Here is a 13,857-nt window from a genome sequence, read left to right on the forward strand (position 1 = left end):
GAATAAGCGAGTAGAGGAGGCTGTCTCAAACGCTGTAACACAGTGAATGAGACAGCCTCTTTTTTCTTGGTGGAGGGTTTTTCCAACGTGTGGGGTGAAGGAGCGGGATCGGGCGGGGCCTCGTCACTTTGGTACGCTTACGAAGAAGTTGGGACTGTTCGCTCCAGGTGCCAGGCGAACTCGCCCACAAAAGGTGCCCGCGATGTATTTACAGCGAAGCATTGTGGGCAAAAACCCGTTCGCCTGGCCCCTTCCGCTGGGGAGTCGCGTACAGGCGTTCCGTTCCCCCGCCCGATCCCGCTCCTAGCACACTTTGGTTAAACATCATCAAGCAATATCAAGAAGTTGAGCTCTGCTATGCAGGTAAAAAATTAAGAAAGCGATCTTTCTAAAAGCTAGTCGCGATCAAGCAAATCCATTCTGGCGGCGAGAGTTTTTTGTAAACCAAAACGTTGTGTGGGGAGTGGGAGAAGGGAGGAGCATGAGCGCCTGCAAGTGTACCGAAGCGAACGGCTCCTCCCTTCTCCCACTCCCTCACCACCAAACGTTGTCGATATCACAAAAAGCTGTCCAGTTCGCCATGTTCTGGCTATGAGGACAGCCTCTTATTTAATACGGTTCGATTTCTTGTCCGGTTTTTATGTCGATTACATGTGTCCGCGTCTGAGGTGTGCCAATGGTGCTGCTTGCAGGTGGTTCAATTCCATGTTCAACCCACTTCACGAGAAGATCAAATGCCTGATGTGCATATGGAAGCAGGGGCTGAAGCTCGTCATGCACATCAATGTCCGGTGCCTGTACAAGCCCATCAATGTGATTCCCTTTTTCAATGATGTACATCCGATGTCGCTTGCTTTTTCCAGCCTGGCGAACCAGCTCGGTGTATGGAGTAGCGTGAACCGCAGGGAAGACCAAAGTGTCGAGTGACCCGGTGAAGCTGATTAATGGGGCATGAAGGTCCCCGGTATTGGCGATACGTTTTACTTTATCCTGAACGCTAGCTGGACGAGTGAAATAATCATATCCGGAAAATATCGCGTCATGTGTTCGGTCGCGTACCATGTTATTCAGTTGCAAATAATCAGGCCAGTTCAGACGATGAGGGGCATAGGGATCGAACGCATCCCGATAAATGTTAAGGGTAATAAACCAGTAGTACTGGTCATGGAACGGCCAGAGCACTTCTGAGCCATACGGCACGCCTGCCTGGTATAGTGCTTTCTGTGCTGCTTGTTGCACGTCTCCTGTCGCAAAAATAGCGTTTACGGCATAATTGACGACATCGTTCAGGGAGGAGATCAAATTTGGCTTATCGGCACGCCAGAGTACGCCTTCCCAATCAACACCACCATCAAACAGGGCAGGCTCACCCGTTTGTTCAGGATGATCATGTTCCAGTGCATAGCGTACAACATAGCCGCCATTTGAGATGCCAATTGCATAGGTTGGGATGCGGGCAGGGTCATGCTGCGCATAGTTTGTGCGCAAATAGTGTTGCGCAGCTTTTGTGAGTTCGCGGAATCGCAGATGCCATTCCGCTAGCCCGTCATCTTTAGTCACCAGCGCATTTTTGATGGAAGCAAACGGGTCGAGTGGGTCAACAGTACCGCGAGTGCCTTTGTCGGTTGCCGCGAACGCATAGCCTTTTTTCAGTACATAATCGCTGAACAGCAGATCGGTTGATGTTTCCTCACGTGTTGCCGGAGTGGCTGATATCACCAGTTTTCCGTTCCAATTGTCAGGGACGCGAATGACAAAGTGTGCATCTTCGAATTGTCCGTTCACTTGTGTCCCTGTTATAGCTGCCGGCTGGTACATATGATACCAGCCGGTTTTTTGTTTCGCATCTCCCCACAAGTGAGGAGTGAGCCCGAGATTGCCGTTTGCAATCGCCGTCTTATATTGCAGCGGATTCCGCGTTGTCAGCCAGCCATCGTTCTGTCCGTCAAATACTGTCACACGTACGTTCTGTGCGCCTGGAATAAGAGTATGGTTGCTCATAATCTCCCCCTATGTATGATGGTTCTTTCTATATGTATCATATTTCCATAGGGGATAGCGTACAAGTAGGAAAATAAAAGAAGCTGCCTATACACATAGACAGCTCTTTTCTGCGAATGGGTATGGGCTTTATGTAGGAGGAAGGGAACTTGGAGAGAGTGCAGCTACACCCGTTCTTTGCGACGCATGCGCACAATGTATTGAATTACAGCTAGGACAATGGCCCAGACGACGGTCGCTTCTATAGCAACAAGCAGCCAATGCGTTGTTCCGAGGAATAAATACAATGCGGCATGTGCGAAAAAAATAATGGCAATCCAGATTAATAAGTTCATTGTTTCCACCTTCCTGATTGGTAGTTATTGCGTAGTGTAAACAAACTGTGGAGAGAGTATACATTGAGGTTTTGAACAGACAATAGGGAGAAGCAATAGGGTGCGATGTAGGTGTCGGTTCCTTCTTTTCACGGCTTAGGCAGAAAGTAAGCACACTTTTTCACAAAGATATCGTGACTTTGTTGACAATCAGGGGTAAAATGATAAAGGAACGTAATTTGTAATATATACATTATTCTAATATATGTAGAACCAATGTATGTGACTTGTTGGTGGAAAGGAAGAGAACAAATGGAAGTTGAAACAAAACAACAAAATGCGCAGGCAATTCCACAGTGGATGGAACAATTGGAAAAACCGGAAGTGCAGAATGCGCTTGCGATGCTCGTTGAGAAACTGCCGCAAATTAGTGACGCTGTAGCAAAAGCTGAGCAAGGTATCGACCTGGCTGCCTCTTTTGCAAGCGATACAGAATCACTTAATTATCTTGCTGACCGCGCAAGCAGTCTGTCAAAATTCGCATTAAACAAAGAGAATCTTGAAGCACTTGGCACGATCATGGAGAGCCTGCCGCGCTTAGCCAAAATGGTTGGAGCGCTTGACCGTCTCTACACTACACTTGAGCCGGTTCTTACGGATAAAGATATCCTTGTTGACGTAGCGGGCATGATTCAGGTGGTAACAGCACCGGTGACAGAGCGCGTTCAGGAAGGGGTATCCATGGCGAAAGAAGGCATGTCCATGGTACAGGAAGCGAAAGCACGTGCTGCTCGCAATCACGATACATTGTCTATTTTTGGCGTTATGAAAATGCTGAAAGAACCAGCTGTTCAGGATGGCCTGAAATTTGCACAGGCGATGTTTGCTGTAATGGCAGAGCGCAAAGTGCTGAAATAGTATGAACGAGAAAAAGGAGCCGGTCCCATCAAAGGGAGCACCGGCTCTTTTTTTATACGGCAAGTGCAACCTGATTAAAATGATCCAGGCGTTTTTGGAGCAGTTTACGCTGGAAATCGTCAATCACCAGCCACTCAAAATCAGCAAAAGCCCAAATAAATGTGTCAATGTCATTTGCTTCACGGCGATCCAGGGCAATAAATTCGCGATTGTCCCGCTGCTTCCAGTACACTTCTAACATGGTGCCGCTTGAACCAAGCTCGTACAACGTGGCGGCAATTTCTTTTGTTTCATACAGAGGGAACACTTTTTTTGCCTGCTGGATTAGCCCTTCTTGTACGAGTGAGCTAAAAAACTCATTTATTTCGATGCGTTGCATTTGTAAGATCAACTCCTTGCATAATGAATTACAAAAGATTATAGTCAAAATATATATAAAAAGTCAAATATTCTAATATTTAAAAGTGTGAAGGGGAGCAAGTAGATGACAAGTATGGGCAGGATGGACACAACGAAGGCTAACGAATTATCGCTTCGGCATTTGCTTCGTTTCTATCCCCAGCAGGGCGAAATTTTTCTAAAAGATCGTCGGATGGTCATCTCGAGTGCAGATGCATGGGGCGTGCTACGTCATGATTTGATCGCTGCGCTGGGCACTGAGCGGGCAAAGCGTTTTTTGCTTCGGTATGGATGGCACTGCGGGCGCAATGATGCTCGTAATTTGAAAGAAATGTTTGACTGGGAGAGTGACATTGAATGGCTTTTGGCCGGACCGCAGATGCACACGATTTCAGGCAACGTATTCTCGCGTGCGACAAGTGTCGAAGTAAATCGCGAGCAAGGAAGCTTTTATTTGGAAGGTACATGGGAAAATTCATACGAGGCTGAGCAACATCTCCTGCATTTTCCGAAGCACCATGAACCAGTGTGTTATATGCTGGCCGGGTACGCAGGCGGATACTCGACGGAATATTTCGGGAAGAAGGTTGTGTACAAGGAAGTCGAGTGTGTCGGAAAAGGGGATAAAGTATGTCGCTTCATCGGGAAAACAGTGGAGGAATGGGGCGATGAGATTCTTGAGGAGCTGGCTGACTACGAAGATGAGAATCTGGCAGATGAACTCGATCTAGCCTATCAGCGCATCGAAAAGCAGCAGCACATCATGAGCATCGGGATGAGCCTCAGTCAGAAGCTGACACAAGTTGTACTGCAAGGTAAGGGACTGAGCACGATTGCCCAGGTGTTAGGGGAGAGCCTTTCCTGTTCGGTCGTTGTGGAAAGCCCTGAATTTGAAACGATTGCTGGCTATGGTCGGGTGCCGCATGGGGCTGTTCGGGCGCTGCGCTGTGGAGAAATCGGGGGGGCAAGAGAGAGGGCTGTGATCCAGCGGTTGTTTGATGAGCAGCAAACGATACAAGTGGACATGCCTGCTTGCGGCGGGTTGTATGCTCATAGGCGTGTGATCGCCCCAATTATGGTAAAAAATCAGGTACGCGGCTTTATTTCTTTGTTAAAGGAAGAAGGAAGCTTCGGTCAGATCGAGCTGATGTCACTGGAGCGAGCCGCCAGTGTGTGTGCACTGCAAAAGTTAAATGAGCAAACAGTAATTGAAACGGAACAGCGGATAAAAGGGGAGTTGTTAGCGGAACTGTTAAACAAAGATGCAGATATGTCGGTTGTCATGAAGCGGTTTCAGTATCTCGGCTATCAAGTGGACACTCCGCACTATGTATTTGTGTTTCAGATGGACCCGTGCGAAAGAGAAGGAACGTATGAAGAAATCGTGTACATGGAGAGGCGCACTCACCTCATTGATTTTCTGTCAAGCAAGCTGGAGCGGGCCGGGTATCGGGCGCTTGTTTCCACCCAGTTGAATCGGGTGTATGGACTTATCCCCGCGGCGTACATTGAACAACAAAAGCTAAGCGTGGAAGCATACGGAGGGTATCTGATTACACAATTGAATGAGTTGCTGGATAGCCGGGATGTTGTTCTTGGGATTAGTAACGTATGCCAAACGCTAGCCATGTTTGCACGCGGATATCAAGAAGCGATCCAGGCGATTGAGATCGCACGCCTGAAAAAACAAACGTGCCCGGTCGTTCGTTTTGCAGAACTAGGGCACTTGACATTGCTGCTAAATGCCCGCCATCCGGAAGAGTTGGAAGCGTTCGCGTATGGAAAGCTAGGCATGCTGCATACGTATGACGAGAAAAATGAAAGCGAATTGATAAAAACGCTTTATTACTATATTGAGAATGAATGCAATCTCCATAAAACAGCTCGAGTTATGAATGTATCCATCAGCGGCATGCGTTACCGGCTTCGCCGCATTCAGGAACTAACGGGTACGGATTTGACCATTTCCTGTAATCGTTTCGAAACCCAGTTGGCGCTGGAGATTTTGTTTGTTCTTGGTAAGATTTCGCTGAGTCCTACTGAACCAGCTACTACATCTGACTGGTAGCGCTATACATTTTCTTGCTTTACCAGGGGCTGTCTCTATCGTTCGATCCTGACGATGGAGACAGCCCCTTTTTGTGTGAAACCGATTCATACAAAAATAGCGGCCTCGTTTTGTATGAATCGGTTGCGATGATTTGGACAATAAAGAAAATAATTTAGAACATTTTGAGTTATATGAAAATGACAGAAAATACTTTATTCTTTATTCTAGTACAGCGGGTTACACATGGTTTTCGTGTACAACAGTGAAAGCGCATACTTGCTTGTATTTTCTGCAAGGGGGGATATGAATGACTCACCAATTTCAACCAGGATCAGAATTGATTAAGCCGCTGCGCCAGACGTACAAATATATGTCTGGGCTAAAAGTAAAGCGGCCAACTACATACGACGAGGCAACATACAATTTGCAGCCGTATGAGAATTTTCACTACCGTCCGATCTGGAATCCAGACATTCAGATTTACGATGAGAAGATTACAAAACTTGTCTGCACGGACTGGGAACAGTTCCGTGATCCGGCACGCTTGTATTATGCAACGTTCTGCTACGACCGTGCCGAATTACAAACACGTAGTAAAGGCCAGTTCAATGCGTGTGAACGACTTGGCGTGTTCCGTACGATGGACGATTCATTTGTTCGTACAGTAAGCGAGTTTTTCCCGGCACTGCGCCACCTGTTCTTTGGTGAATCGGTTGTGTATATGTATGTAGGCCGCTTTTCGGTTGGTACTGCAATTGAGCAGTGTGCGACGTATCAATCATTTGATTTGCTTGGTTCGGCTCAACTGGTTACAAAAATCTGTGCGGAGCTGGAAAGTCGGAATCCAGCGATCCTGTCAGCTGGGAAGCAGAAGTGGCTGGAAGATGAGAAATTCCAGAAACTGCGTGCCCTGACTGAAAAACTGATGGTGACATGGGATTGGGGCGAAGCGGTTGTTGCGGTTAACTTGCTGTTGAATTTGATTGTGTATCCGCTTTTCTTTGAGGAGATGTCTGAGAGTGCCCTTGATAATGGCGGTGCAGGTTATGCAATGTTTAGTGAATTCTTCTGGCATATGTTTGACTACGAGCGCAATTGGGCTACTGCACTTGTGAAAATGCTGATTGCTGACACGCCAGCTAATCAGGCTGTTATTCAGTCATTCGTGGATGAGTGGCTGCCGCAGGTGATCGAAGCTGTAAAACCAGTGTTATCGGTATTTGCGATGCCTGCGCAAGCGAAAGATGGGGAAGTTGTCTTGCAAAATGTGATCGCCAAGCATGTACGCCCATTGCTGGAAACAGAACTGGGACTGATTATGCCGCCGCTGTCTAGCGAATTGCATGTGACGAAGGTATAGAAGGGAAGGGATATGGATGGCAGTGGTAGGAGAGCGCAGTCGGTATGTTGGCGTTGATCTGACGAACGGACATGTAACAGATGCCGTGATCGAATCAGTCGAGCAGGATAATCCGAGCGCAAAAATTACCCGGTTTCCAGGGTATGCGAAAGTCGAGGCGATTGAGAAGCTTGTTATCAATCGCGAGACCGTAGAAGAGGCGCTCGGGGAAGAGTGGGATACAGAGGATTTGCAACTCATTGTAACGTCGTATTACGGATTTATTCGCGAATGGGACGATGACCAGATTATTATTCAATGGGATAACGTGTAAGGGGGGAGAAGCATGAGCAAAAAGAAAAAGCGCGGATTAAAAGAAGAATACAACCTGTTTACCCGTGACCTGGATTGGGAACCGAGCTATGTGTCCTGGGATGAGATGTATCCGTATGCGAAGATGGAAGGCATCAAAATTCATGATTGGTCGCGCTGGGAAGATCCATTTCGCGTGACGATTGAGAACTATGTTCGCATCCAGGCCGAGAAAGAGCGGAAATTCCAGGCAATTCGCGAAAACATCGACATGATGCAAAGCCAGCTCGATATTAGTGATGCCCGCTGGCTGGAAGCGATGAAGCTGTTTATGGGTGCTGCTGCCCCGTCCGAATACAATGCCCACCGCCTGTTTCAATTCGTGGCCCGTCATGTGCCAAGCCCGGCGATTCGCTTCGCGGCTCTGACACAATCGGTTGATGAACTGCGCCACGTGCAGGATCAAGTTCTGATGTTTAATAACTACAACAAATACTACCAGGGCTTCCACAGCTGGCGCCAGGTGGCAAGCCGCCACTGGTTGATGTCAGTGCCGAAGTCATTCTTTGAAGATGCCCTGACTGCTGGACCGTTTGAAGCACTGGCTGCGATCTCGTTCGGATTTGAAGTCGTGTTCACGAACATTTTGTTCGTCACCGTTGGTTCGATGGCGGTGAAAAACGGCGACCAGACGTATACCGGGGTCGGCTTCACCTCACAGTCTGATGAGTCACGCCATATGACGCTTGGTATGATGGCGATTCGTGCCATGCTCGAAGAAGATCCGGATAATGTGCCGATCGTGCAGCGCTGGCTGGACAAGTGGTACTGGCGTGCATACAAAGGGTTTGCGGTTGTACCGTACATGCTCGACTACATCGCGCCGCGCAAGCTGATGTCATGGAAAGAAGCATTCGAGATGTACATTGAGGATCAGGTGTTTAACGGTCTGTTTAAGGACCTGGAGCCGTATGGCATTCGCCTTCCGCTTCATGCCCAGGACAGCATCAAGGAAAAGGATCATCTGACCCACCAGGTTGCGCTGTTATTGAATCGTCTGCCACATGTAACGTTCTTCCATCCGTTCGCACCAAACGAGCAGGATAAAGCATTTCTCGCTGAAAAATACGGCAGTGCATGGGAAGATATCTGGGCGAAAAAATGGGAGCAGCAGACCGATCCAGACCACGATCACATCTATCCGGGCTTGCCACAGTTGTGCCAGACGTGTCAGATTCCGATGATTTTCAGCGAGCCGGATAACCCGGAAGAGACATGCTTCCGCCACTCTGTACACGAAGGGGAGACGTATCACTTCTGTTCGGATGGATGTCAGTGGATTTTTGACAACGAACCGGACAAATACAAACAGGCATGGCTGCCCGTACATGAAATTCTTTCCGGTAACTGTGGACCGGCGGATAAACTGCATGAGTACTGGGGCGTTGAACCGGAAGATACAGGTGATTATTACGAGTCTCTTAACTATAAAAACTTTACGAAATGGAAGGAAATTCGTGCCCAGGGCATATAAGGGGGAGATAGCATGATATTTGTATATTTATTTGAACATGGAAACCCGCCCGCATTGTGCCTGCCGGTTGATCCGGCCGCGACCTGGGCGGAATTCAAGGAAACCATTCGCCAGATGTATAAGCGTGATCCGGATGCTGTGCAGTTGACATACTTCGATGACCCGTTCACACCGGATGATAGCAAGACGCTTACGGAATTAGGAATTGGTCATAAAGGTCTGCTTAAAATTAAATAAAACGAGGAGGGAATTATATGGCAATCATGCGTCTGGGTCGTGTACAAATCCGCGTGCCGAATTGGGAGAAATCGATTTTCTATTATAAAAATGTACTCGGATTAATTGAAACCGCCCGTGATGAAAACCATGTGTATCTCAAAGCATGGGATGAATATGATCATCATAGTGTGATTCTGCAAAAAGCAGATACGGCAGGCCTGGATCACCTGGCGTTCAAATGTGAATTTGCCCAAGACCTCGATTTGTACGAGCAGAAGCTGAGTGACTACGGCATTGTCGTACAGCGGGTTCCGAAAGGCACGCGCATTGCGGAAGGCGAAGCGATTCGCTTCCAGCTCCCGACTGAGCACTGGGTAGAATTGTATCATGAGATCGAAGTGGTAGGCAACGGGATGCCGCTTGTGAATCCAGACCCGTGGCCGGATCATCTGGTCGGAATCGCGCCACCACGCCTTGATCATCTGCTGGTGACAGGCGACGATATTGAAGGAGTAAGCCGCCTGTTTATGGATGTATTCGACTTCAAAATGAGCGAGCAACTTGTCGACCATAGCGGAGAAGGACAGCTTGCAACCTGGTTGTTCAAGACGAATACAGCGCATGACATCGCGTTTGTAAAAGGACCGAATGGACGTCTGCATCATATCGCTTTCTGGCTGGATGAATGGGTAGAGCTGCGTAAAGCGGCAGATATCATGGCGAAAAACGATGTGACCATTGATATAGGGCCGACCCGCCATGGCATTACGCGAGGGACAACGATCTACTTCTTTGACCCGTCTGGCAACCGCAACGAAGTGTTCTGCGGTGGCTATATCACGTATCCGGATTCTCCGACGATTACGTGGACAGAAGATACGATTGGCAAAGCGATTTTCTTCTTTGAGCGCGAGCTGAATGACCGATTTATGAATGTGAATTCATAGGAACCAGTTAATAGTGTTATATGATGCGCGGACCAGCGGAGATGTACAGTCATCTCCGTCCTGGCCGCTATTGGGCGTGAGGAAGGACGACTCCACGACAGAACAGGAGAAGATAATAATGGCATACGATATTGTAATTGAACCGCTCGGTGTAACGATTGCATGTGAAGAAGAACAAACAATTATGGATGCTTTGGTTTCCAATGGGGTAAAAGTAAAAAGTTTGTGTCGTACAGGCCGATGCGGCATGTGCAAATCGCATATTCATGAAGGGGAAGTAGACTATGGAGAGGCTAATCCCCATACGTTGTTCGAGTCAGAGCGGGAAGAAGGAAAAGTGCTGCTCTGTACAGCTACACCGCTGAGTGATCTCGTTATTGAGATTGAAGATAGCGTTTTATAAGCGATGAATATACAAAGGACGAGGCTGTCTCAAAAGCTGCAACACGGCGACTGAGGCAGCCTCTGTTTTCTTGGTGGAGGATTTCTCCAACGTGTGGTGGAGGAGCGGGATCGGGCGGGGCCTCGTCACTTCGGTACGCTTACGGAGAAGTGGTAACTGTCCGCTTCAGGTGCCAGGCGAACTCGCCCACAAAAGAAAGCCCACGATGAATTCACATCGAAGCATTGTGGGCAAAGGCCCGTTCGTCTGCCCCCTTCCGCTGGGAAGTCGCGTACAGGCGTTCCGTTGCCCCGCCCGATCCCGCTCCTGACACAGCTTGGACGGACACCATCAAGCAATATCAAGAGGCTGAACCTTGCTATGCAGGTAAAAAATGAGGAAGCTGTCTTTCAAAAAGCCAGTTGCGACCCGAGCAAATCCGTTCTGGCGTTGCATGTTTTTTGTAAACCGAAACGTTGTGCGGGGAGCGGGTAAAACGATTAGATTTACGTTGACTCCACCAGTTCTAAAGCTGCCACACAACATGCCATATCCTGTTCGGTGCTTCCACCACTGACACCAATCGCACCGATAATCTCACCTTCTACCGTAATCGGATAGCCTCCGCCAAACGTCACAAGCCGTGATGTATGGACGATGCCTTCACGCAGGGCTGGTTCTTGTGAAATCAATGGATGCCACTCATGGGTTGGAATGCCGAAAGCGGCTCCTGTATAAGCTTTATTAATCGAGATATCAATACTTAAAATAGGAGCGCCATCCATGCGGGAAAAATGGACAAGATGGCCGCTTTCATCGACGATCGCGACATTGATTTGTACGCCTAACTCGTTTGCTTTTGTAAGGGAACACTCTACCATTTGGGCAGCTAGTTCATTTGTGATTGATTTTTTTACGCGATATTTGTTCATCATGATTCTCCTTTTTTATATTTTTTAAATTATAAATTTTCAGAATTGTTACAGTGGATATTCTAATTTATCGCTTATCATTATGTCAATATGATGATACATAGGGGGAGAATGTAATGGAGAGGGCAAAGGATTTGTCATTGCGGCAATTGCTGCGTTTGCATCCAGAGATATGCCCGGGTATGTCTTTTTTGTTTGTGTAGCCGAATCGTACAAATTAACAAGAAGCAATTCATACGATTAGACGCAACCGCTTTCATGCAGTTATTGTATGAATTTTCAGCCTATATTGTCGTATTCAGAAAAGATAAAATTCACTACTATTATTTTAATAACAGCTGTACATGCTGAATGAAGAAAGCGTTTACTAGATAGCTTATCGAAGGGGGAAGTTGTATGGCCATCATGCGTCTTGGTCGCGTACAAATCCGCGTGCCGAATTGGGAAAAATCGATTTTCTATTACAAGAATGTACTCGGGTTAATTGAGACGGCCCGTGATGAAAACCATGTGTATCTCAAAGCATGGGATGAATATGATCATCATAGTGTGATTCTGCAAAAAGCAGATACAGCAGGTCTGGATCACTTGGCGTTCAAATGTGAATTTGCCCAAGACCTCGATTTGTACGAGCAGAAACTGAGTGACTACGGCATTGCCGTACAGCGGGTTCCAAGAGGCACGCGCATTGCGGAAGGTGAAGCGATTCGCTTTCAGCTACCGACTGAGCATTGGGTAGAGTTGTATCATGAGATCGAAGTGGTGGGCAACGGGATGCCGCTTGTGAATCCGGATCCGTGGCCGGATCACCTGGTCGGAATCGCGCCGCCACGCCTTGATCATCTGCTGGTGACAGGTGATGACATTGAAGGAGTAAGCCGCCTGTTTATGGATGTATTCGACTTCAAAATGAGCGAGCAACTTGTCGACCATAGCGGGGAAGGAAAGCTTGCAACCTGGCTGTTCAAGACAAATACAGCGCATGACATCGCGTTTGTAAAAGGACCGAATGGACGTCTGCATCACATCGCTTTCTGGCTGGATGAATGGGTAGAGTTGCGTAAAGCGGCGGATATCATGGCGAAAAACGATGTGACCATTGATATCGGGCCAACCCGCCATGGCATTACGCGTGGGACGACGATCTACTTCTTCGATCCATCTGGCAACCGCAACGAGGTGTTCTGCGGCGGCTATATCACGTATCCGGATTCTCCGACGATTACGTGGACAGAAGATACGATCGGCAAAGCGATTTTCTTCTTCGAGCGCGAGTTGAATGATCGATTTATGAATGTGAATTCGTAAGGCTCGAAATAGTAGATAGGAAGAAAAAAGAGGAGAGAGAATTCTCCTCTTTCTTCCTTATTATATGGAATCTATCTTGATAGAAGCGGAGGCCAAATCATGGATACATATAACATGTATGTACGTGGTCAGGAGAAAGAAATAAAAGCTTCTGCCAAGCGGACGCTGCTTGATGCTGCTGCCGCTGCCCGGCTACCGCTGCTTGTCGGTTGCAAAGGCGGAGGATGTGGTGTGTGTAAAGTACGAATTATCGACGGGATGATCGAACACGGTTTTTACTCGAAATCGGTGCTTACGGATGAGGAACGATCTGCCGGATACGTACTTGCATGCCAGGCCAGGCCGCTATCTGATGTGACAATTGATTTGTGAAAATAAAGAAGTGGACAGACAAGGAGGAAAAAGCAGCATGGTAGCAACAGAGCAAATTACGGCACTTGCAGCGAAACTGTATCGCGCTGATCAGGAGCGGACCCCGATTTCACCGTTGACAGAAGCTGATCCAAATTTGAGTGCGGAGGACGCGTACCGCATTCAGTTGGAGTGGGTACGCCTGCAGCAGCAGGCAGGCCGTCGTATTGTCGGTAAGAAAATCGGCCTTACATCGAAGCCGATGCAGCAGATGATGGGGGTAACAGAGCCGGATTACGGGCACTTGTTTGACCATATGGTGTTGTCGGATCAAGATGTTATGCGAACAGACGAGTTACTTCAACCGAGAATCGAGGCTGAGGTTGCATTTATTCTGAAACGTGATCTAAAGGGACCGGGTGTTACGGTAGCCGATGTTCTCAGTGCTACTCGCTACGTCGTACCTTCGATTGAAATCATCGATAGTCGCATTAGCGATTGGAAGATCAAGCTTTCAGATACGATCGCAGATAATGGCTCATCTGCCCGGGTTGTACTCGGTAGTAAGCCAGTTCCGATTGATGGTCTTGATCTCCAGCTTATGGGGATGGTACTTGAGAAAAATGGACAGCAAATTAGCACAGGTGCAGGAGCTGCAGCTCTAGGACATCCGGCGTATGCGATTGCGTGGCTGGCAAATAAACTGGCCGCGTATGATATCAGCCTGCATGCTGGCGAAATTATTCTGCCAGGGGCAGTAGCCAAAGCTGTGCCTGTTGAAAAAGGTGACCACATTACGGTGCGCTTTAGTGAAATTGGCTCTGTGTCAGTAGCATTCGGGTAAGTGGATA

The 13,857-nt window shown here is 47.9% G+C and carries 17 protein-coding genes; 13 read left to right on the top strand and 4 right to left on the bottom strand.

Annotated elements, in window-relative coordinates; translation table 11 throughout:
- Positions 1 to 94: 94 nt before the first annotated feature.
- A complete protein-coding gene (locus CB4_RS21555; protein ID WP_231955983.1) occupies positions 95 to 307 on the top strand; it encodes a hypothetical protein in 213 nt (70 codons plus the stop codon).
- A 302-nt stretch (positions 308 to 609) separates the two neighbouring features.
- Here CB4_RS21555 and CB4_RS12015 read toward each other — a convergent pair whose 3' ends face one another.
- On the bottom strand, positions 610 to 2,001 hold the full coding sequence (locus CB4_RS12015) for an alpha/beta hydrolase (protein ID WP_096466031.1): 1,392 nt from the start codon (positions 1,999 to 2,001) through the stop codon (positions 610 to 612).
- Positions 2,002 to 2,165: 164 nt separating this feature from the next.
- Positions 2,166 to 2,336: a hypothetical protein gene (locus CB4_RS21260; protein ID WP_172890870.1), complete on the bottom strand. Its 171-nt coding sequence runs from the start codon at positions 2,334 to 2,336 to the stop codon at positions 2,166 to 2,168.
- 291 nt (positions 2,337 to 2,627) lie between these two features.
- Here CB4_RS21260 and CB4_RS12020 point away from each other — a divergent pair, with 291 nt between their 5' ends.
- Positions 2,628 to 3,233, top strand: coding sequence for a helical membrane plugin domain-containing protein (locus CB4_RS12020; protein ID WP_096466032.1), 606 nt, complete (start codon positions 2,628 to 2,630; stop codon positions 3,231 to 3,233).
- Positions 3,234 to 3,285: 52 nt separating this feature from the next.
- On the opposite strand, the gene CB4_RS12025 is transcribed toward CB4_RS12020, so the two are convergent.
- On the bottom strand, positions 3,286 to 3,612 hold the full coding sequence (locus tag CB4_RS12025; protein ID WP_096466033.1) for a hypothetical protein: 327 nt from the start codon (positions 3,610 to 3,612) through the stop codon (positions 3,286 to 3,288).
- Positions 3,613 to 3,717: 105 nt separating this feature from the next.
- Between CB4_RS12025 and CB4_RS12030 the strand changes: the two genes are divergently transcribed.
- The 8 genes from CB4_RS12030 to CB4_RS21560 all read left to right on the top strand — a co-directional run bounded on the left by CB4_RS12030 (position 3,718) and on the right by CB4_RS21560 (position 10,746).
- A complete protein-coding gene (locus CB4_RS12030; RefSeq protein ID WP_096466034.1) occupies positions 3,718 to 5,700 on the top strand; it encodes a XylR N-terminal domain-containing protein in 1,983 nt (660 codons plus the stop codon).
- A 289-nt stretch (positions 5,701 to 5,989) separates the two neighbouring features.
- Entirely contained in the window at positions 5,990 to 7,042 is a 1,053-nt protein-coding gene (locus tag CB4_RS12035) for a ferritin family protein (protein WP_096466035.1), read from the top strand.
- A 16-nt stretch (positions 7,043 to 7,058) separates the two neighbouring features.
- Positions 7,059 to 7,355 carry an MmoB/DmpM family protein gene (locus CB4_RS12040; protein ID WP_096466036.1) on the top strand — a complete coding sequence of 99 codons (297 nt, stop codon included), beginning with the start codon at positions 7,059 to 7,061 and terminating at the stop codon, positions 7,353 to 7,355.
- A 12-nt stretch (positions 7,356 to 7,367) separates the two neighbouring features.
- Positions 7,368 to 8,867, top strand: coding sequence for a YHS domain-containing protein (locus tag CB4_RS12045; RefSeq protein WP_096466037.1), 1,500 nt, complete (start codon positions 7,368 to 7,370; stop codon positions 8,865 to 8,867).
- A 12-nt stretch (positions 8,868 to 8,879) separates the two neighbouring features.
- Positions 8,880 to 9,104 (top strand): ubiquitin family protein, encoded by a 225-nt coding sequence (locus tag CB4_RS12050; protein ID WP_096466038.1) that lies wholly within the window; start codon positions 8,880 to 8,882, stop codon positions 9,102 to 9,104.
- A 17-nt stretch (positions 9,105 to 9,121) separates the two neighbouring features.
- Complete coding sequence (locus CB4_RS12055; RefSeq protein ID WP_096466039.1) at positions 9,122 to 10,033, top strand: catechol 2,3-dioxygenase; 912 nt, start codon at positions 9,122 to 9,124, stop codon at positions 10,031 to 10,033.
- Positions 10,034 to 10,151: 118 nt separating this feature from the next.
- Positions 10,152 to 10,436: a 2Fe-2S iron-sulfur cluster-binding protein gene (locus CB4_RS12060; RefSeq protein ID WP_096466040.1), complete on the top strand. Its 285-nt coding sequence runs from the start codon at positions 10,152 to 10,154 to the stop codon at positions 10,434 to 10,436.
- Positions 10,437 to 10,527: 91 nt separating this feature from the next.
- Positions 10,528 to 10,746, top strand: coding sequence for a hypothetical protein (locus tag CB4_RS21560; protein WP_146226549.1), 219 nt, complete (start codon positions 10,528 to 10,530; stop codon positions 10,744 to 10,746).
- A 175-nt stretch (positions 10,747 to 10,921) separates the two neighbouring features.
- Here the strand turns inward: CB4_RS21560 and CB4_RS12065 are convergent, their stop codons facing one another.
- Positions 10,922 to 11,350 carry a GlcG/HbpS family heme-binding protein gene (locus CB4_RS12065; protein WP_331713154.1) on the bottom strand — a complete coding sequence of 143 codons (429 nt, stop codon included), beginning with the start codon at positions 11,348 to 11,350 and terminating at the stop codon, positions 10,922 to 10,924.
- A gap of 393 nt (positions 11,351 to 11,743) precedes the next feature.
- Here CB4_RS12065 and CB4_RS12070 point away from each other — a divergent pair, with 393 nt between their 5' ends.
- The 3 genes from CB4_RS12070 (at position 11,744) to CB4_RS12080 (ending at position 13,850) form a co-directional block, all read left to right on the top strand.
- Positions 11,744 to 12,655, top strand: coding sequence for a catechol 2,3-dioxygenase (locus tag CB4_RS12070; protein WP_096466042.1), 912 nt, complete (start codon positions 11,744 to 11,746; stop codon positions 12,653 to 12,655).
- Positions 12,656 to 12,754: 99 nt separating this feature from the next.
- A complete protein-coding gene (locus CB4_RS12075) occupies positions 12,755 to 13,027 on the top strand; it encodes a 2Fe-2S iron-sulfur cluster-binding protein (RefSeq protein WP_096466043.1) in 273 nt (90 codons plus the stop codon).
- 37 nt (positions 13,028 to 13,064) lie between these two features.
- On the top strand, positions 13,065 to 13,850 hold the full coding sequence (locus CB4_RS12080) for a 2-keto-4-pentenoate hydratase (protein ID WP_096466044.1): 786 nt from the start codon (positions 13,065 to 13,067) through the stop codon (positions 13,848 to 13,850).
- Positions 13,851 to 13,857 lie beyond the last annotated feature (7 nt).

Origin of the sequence: Aneurinibacillus soli (assembly GCF_002355375.1) — a bacterium.
Lineage (GTDB): Bacteria > Bacillota > Bacilli > Aneurinibacillales > Aneurinibacillaceae > Aneurinibacillus > Aneurinibacillus soli.

Bases quoted from the DNA above. Each gene is read 5' to 3' on its own strand.
- CB4_RS12015 (WP_096466031.1), bottom strand. From the start codon at position 2,001: ATGAGCAACCATACTCTTATTCCAGGCGCACAGAACGTACGTGTGACA.
- CB4_RS21260 (WP_172890870.1), bottom strand. From the start codon at position 2,336: ATGAACTTATTAATCTGGATTGCCATTATTTTTTTCGCACATGCCGCA.
- CB4_RS12020 (WP_096466032.1), top strand. From the start codon at position 2,628: ATGGAAGTTGAAACAAAACAACAAAATGCGCAGGCAATTCCACAGTGG.
- CB4_RS12025 (WP_096466033.1), bottom strand. From the start codon at position 3,612: ATGCAACGCATCGAAATAAATGAGTTTTTTAGCTCACTCGTACAAGAA.
- CB4_RS12030 (WP_096466034.1), top strand. From the start codon at position 3,718: ATGACAAGTATGGGCAGGATGGACACAACGAAGGCTAACGAATTATCG.
- CB4_RS12035 (WP_096466035.1), top strand. From the start codon at position 5,990: ATGACTCACCAATTTCAACCAGGATCAGAATTGATTAAGCCGCTGCGC.
- CB4_RS12040 (WP_096466036.1), top strand. From the start codon at position 7,059: ATGGCAGTGGTAGGAGAGCGCAGTCGGTATGTTGGCGTTGATCTGACG.
- CB4_RS12045 (WP_096466037.1), top strand. From the start codon at position 7,368: ATGAGCAAAAAGAAAAAGCGCGGATTAAAAGAAGAATACAACCTGTTT.
- CB4_RS12050 (WP_096466038.1), top strand. From the start codon at position 8,880: ATGATATTTGTATATTTATTTGAACATGGAAACCCGCCCGCATTGTGC.
- CB4_RS12055 (WP_096466039.1), top strand. From the start codon at position 9,122: ATGGCAATCATGCGTCTGGGTCGTGTACAAATCCGCGTGCCGAATTGG.
- CB4_RS12060 (WP_096466040.1), top strand. From the start codon at position 10,152: ATGGCATACGATATTGTAATTGAACCGCTCGGTGTAACGATTGCATGT.
- CB4_RS12065 (WP_331713154.1), bottom strand. From the start codon at position 11,350: ATGATGAACAAATATCGCGTAAAAAAATCAATCACAAATGAACTAGCT.
- CB4_RS12070 (WP_096466042.1), top strand. From the start codon at position 11,744: ATGGCCATCATGCGTCTTGGTCGCGTACAAATCCGCGTGCCGAATTGG.
- CB4_RS12075 (WP_096466043.1), top strand. From the start codon at position 12,755: ATGGATACATATAACATGTATGTACGTGGTCAGGAGAAAGAAATAAAA.
- CB4_RS12080 (WP_096466044.1), top strand. From the start codon at position 13,065: ATGGTAGCAACAGAGCAAATTACGGCACTTGCAGCGAAACTGTATCGC.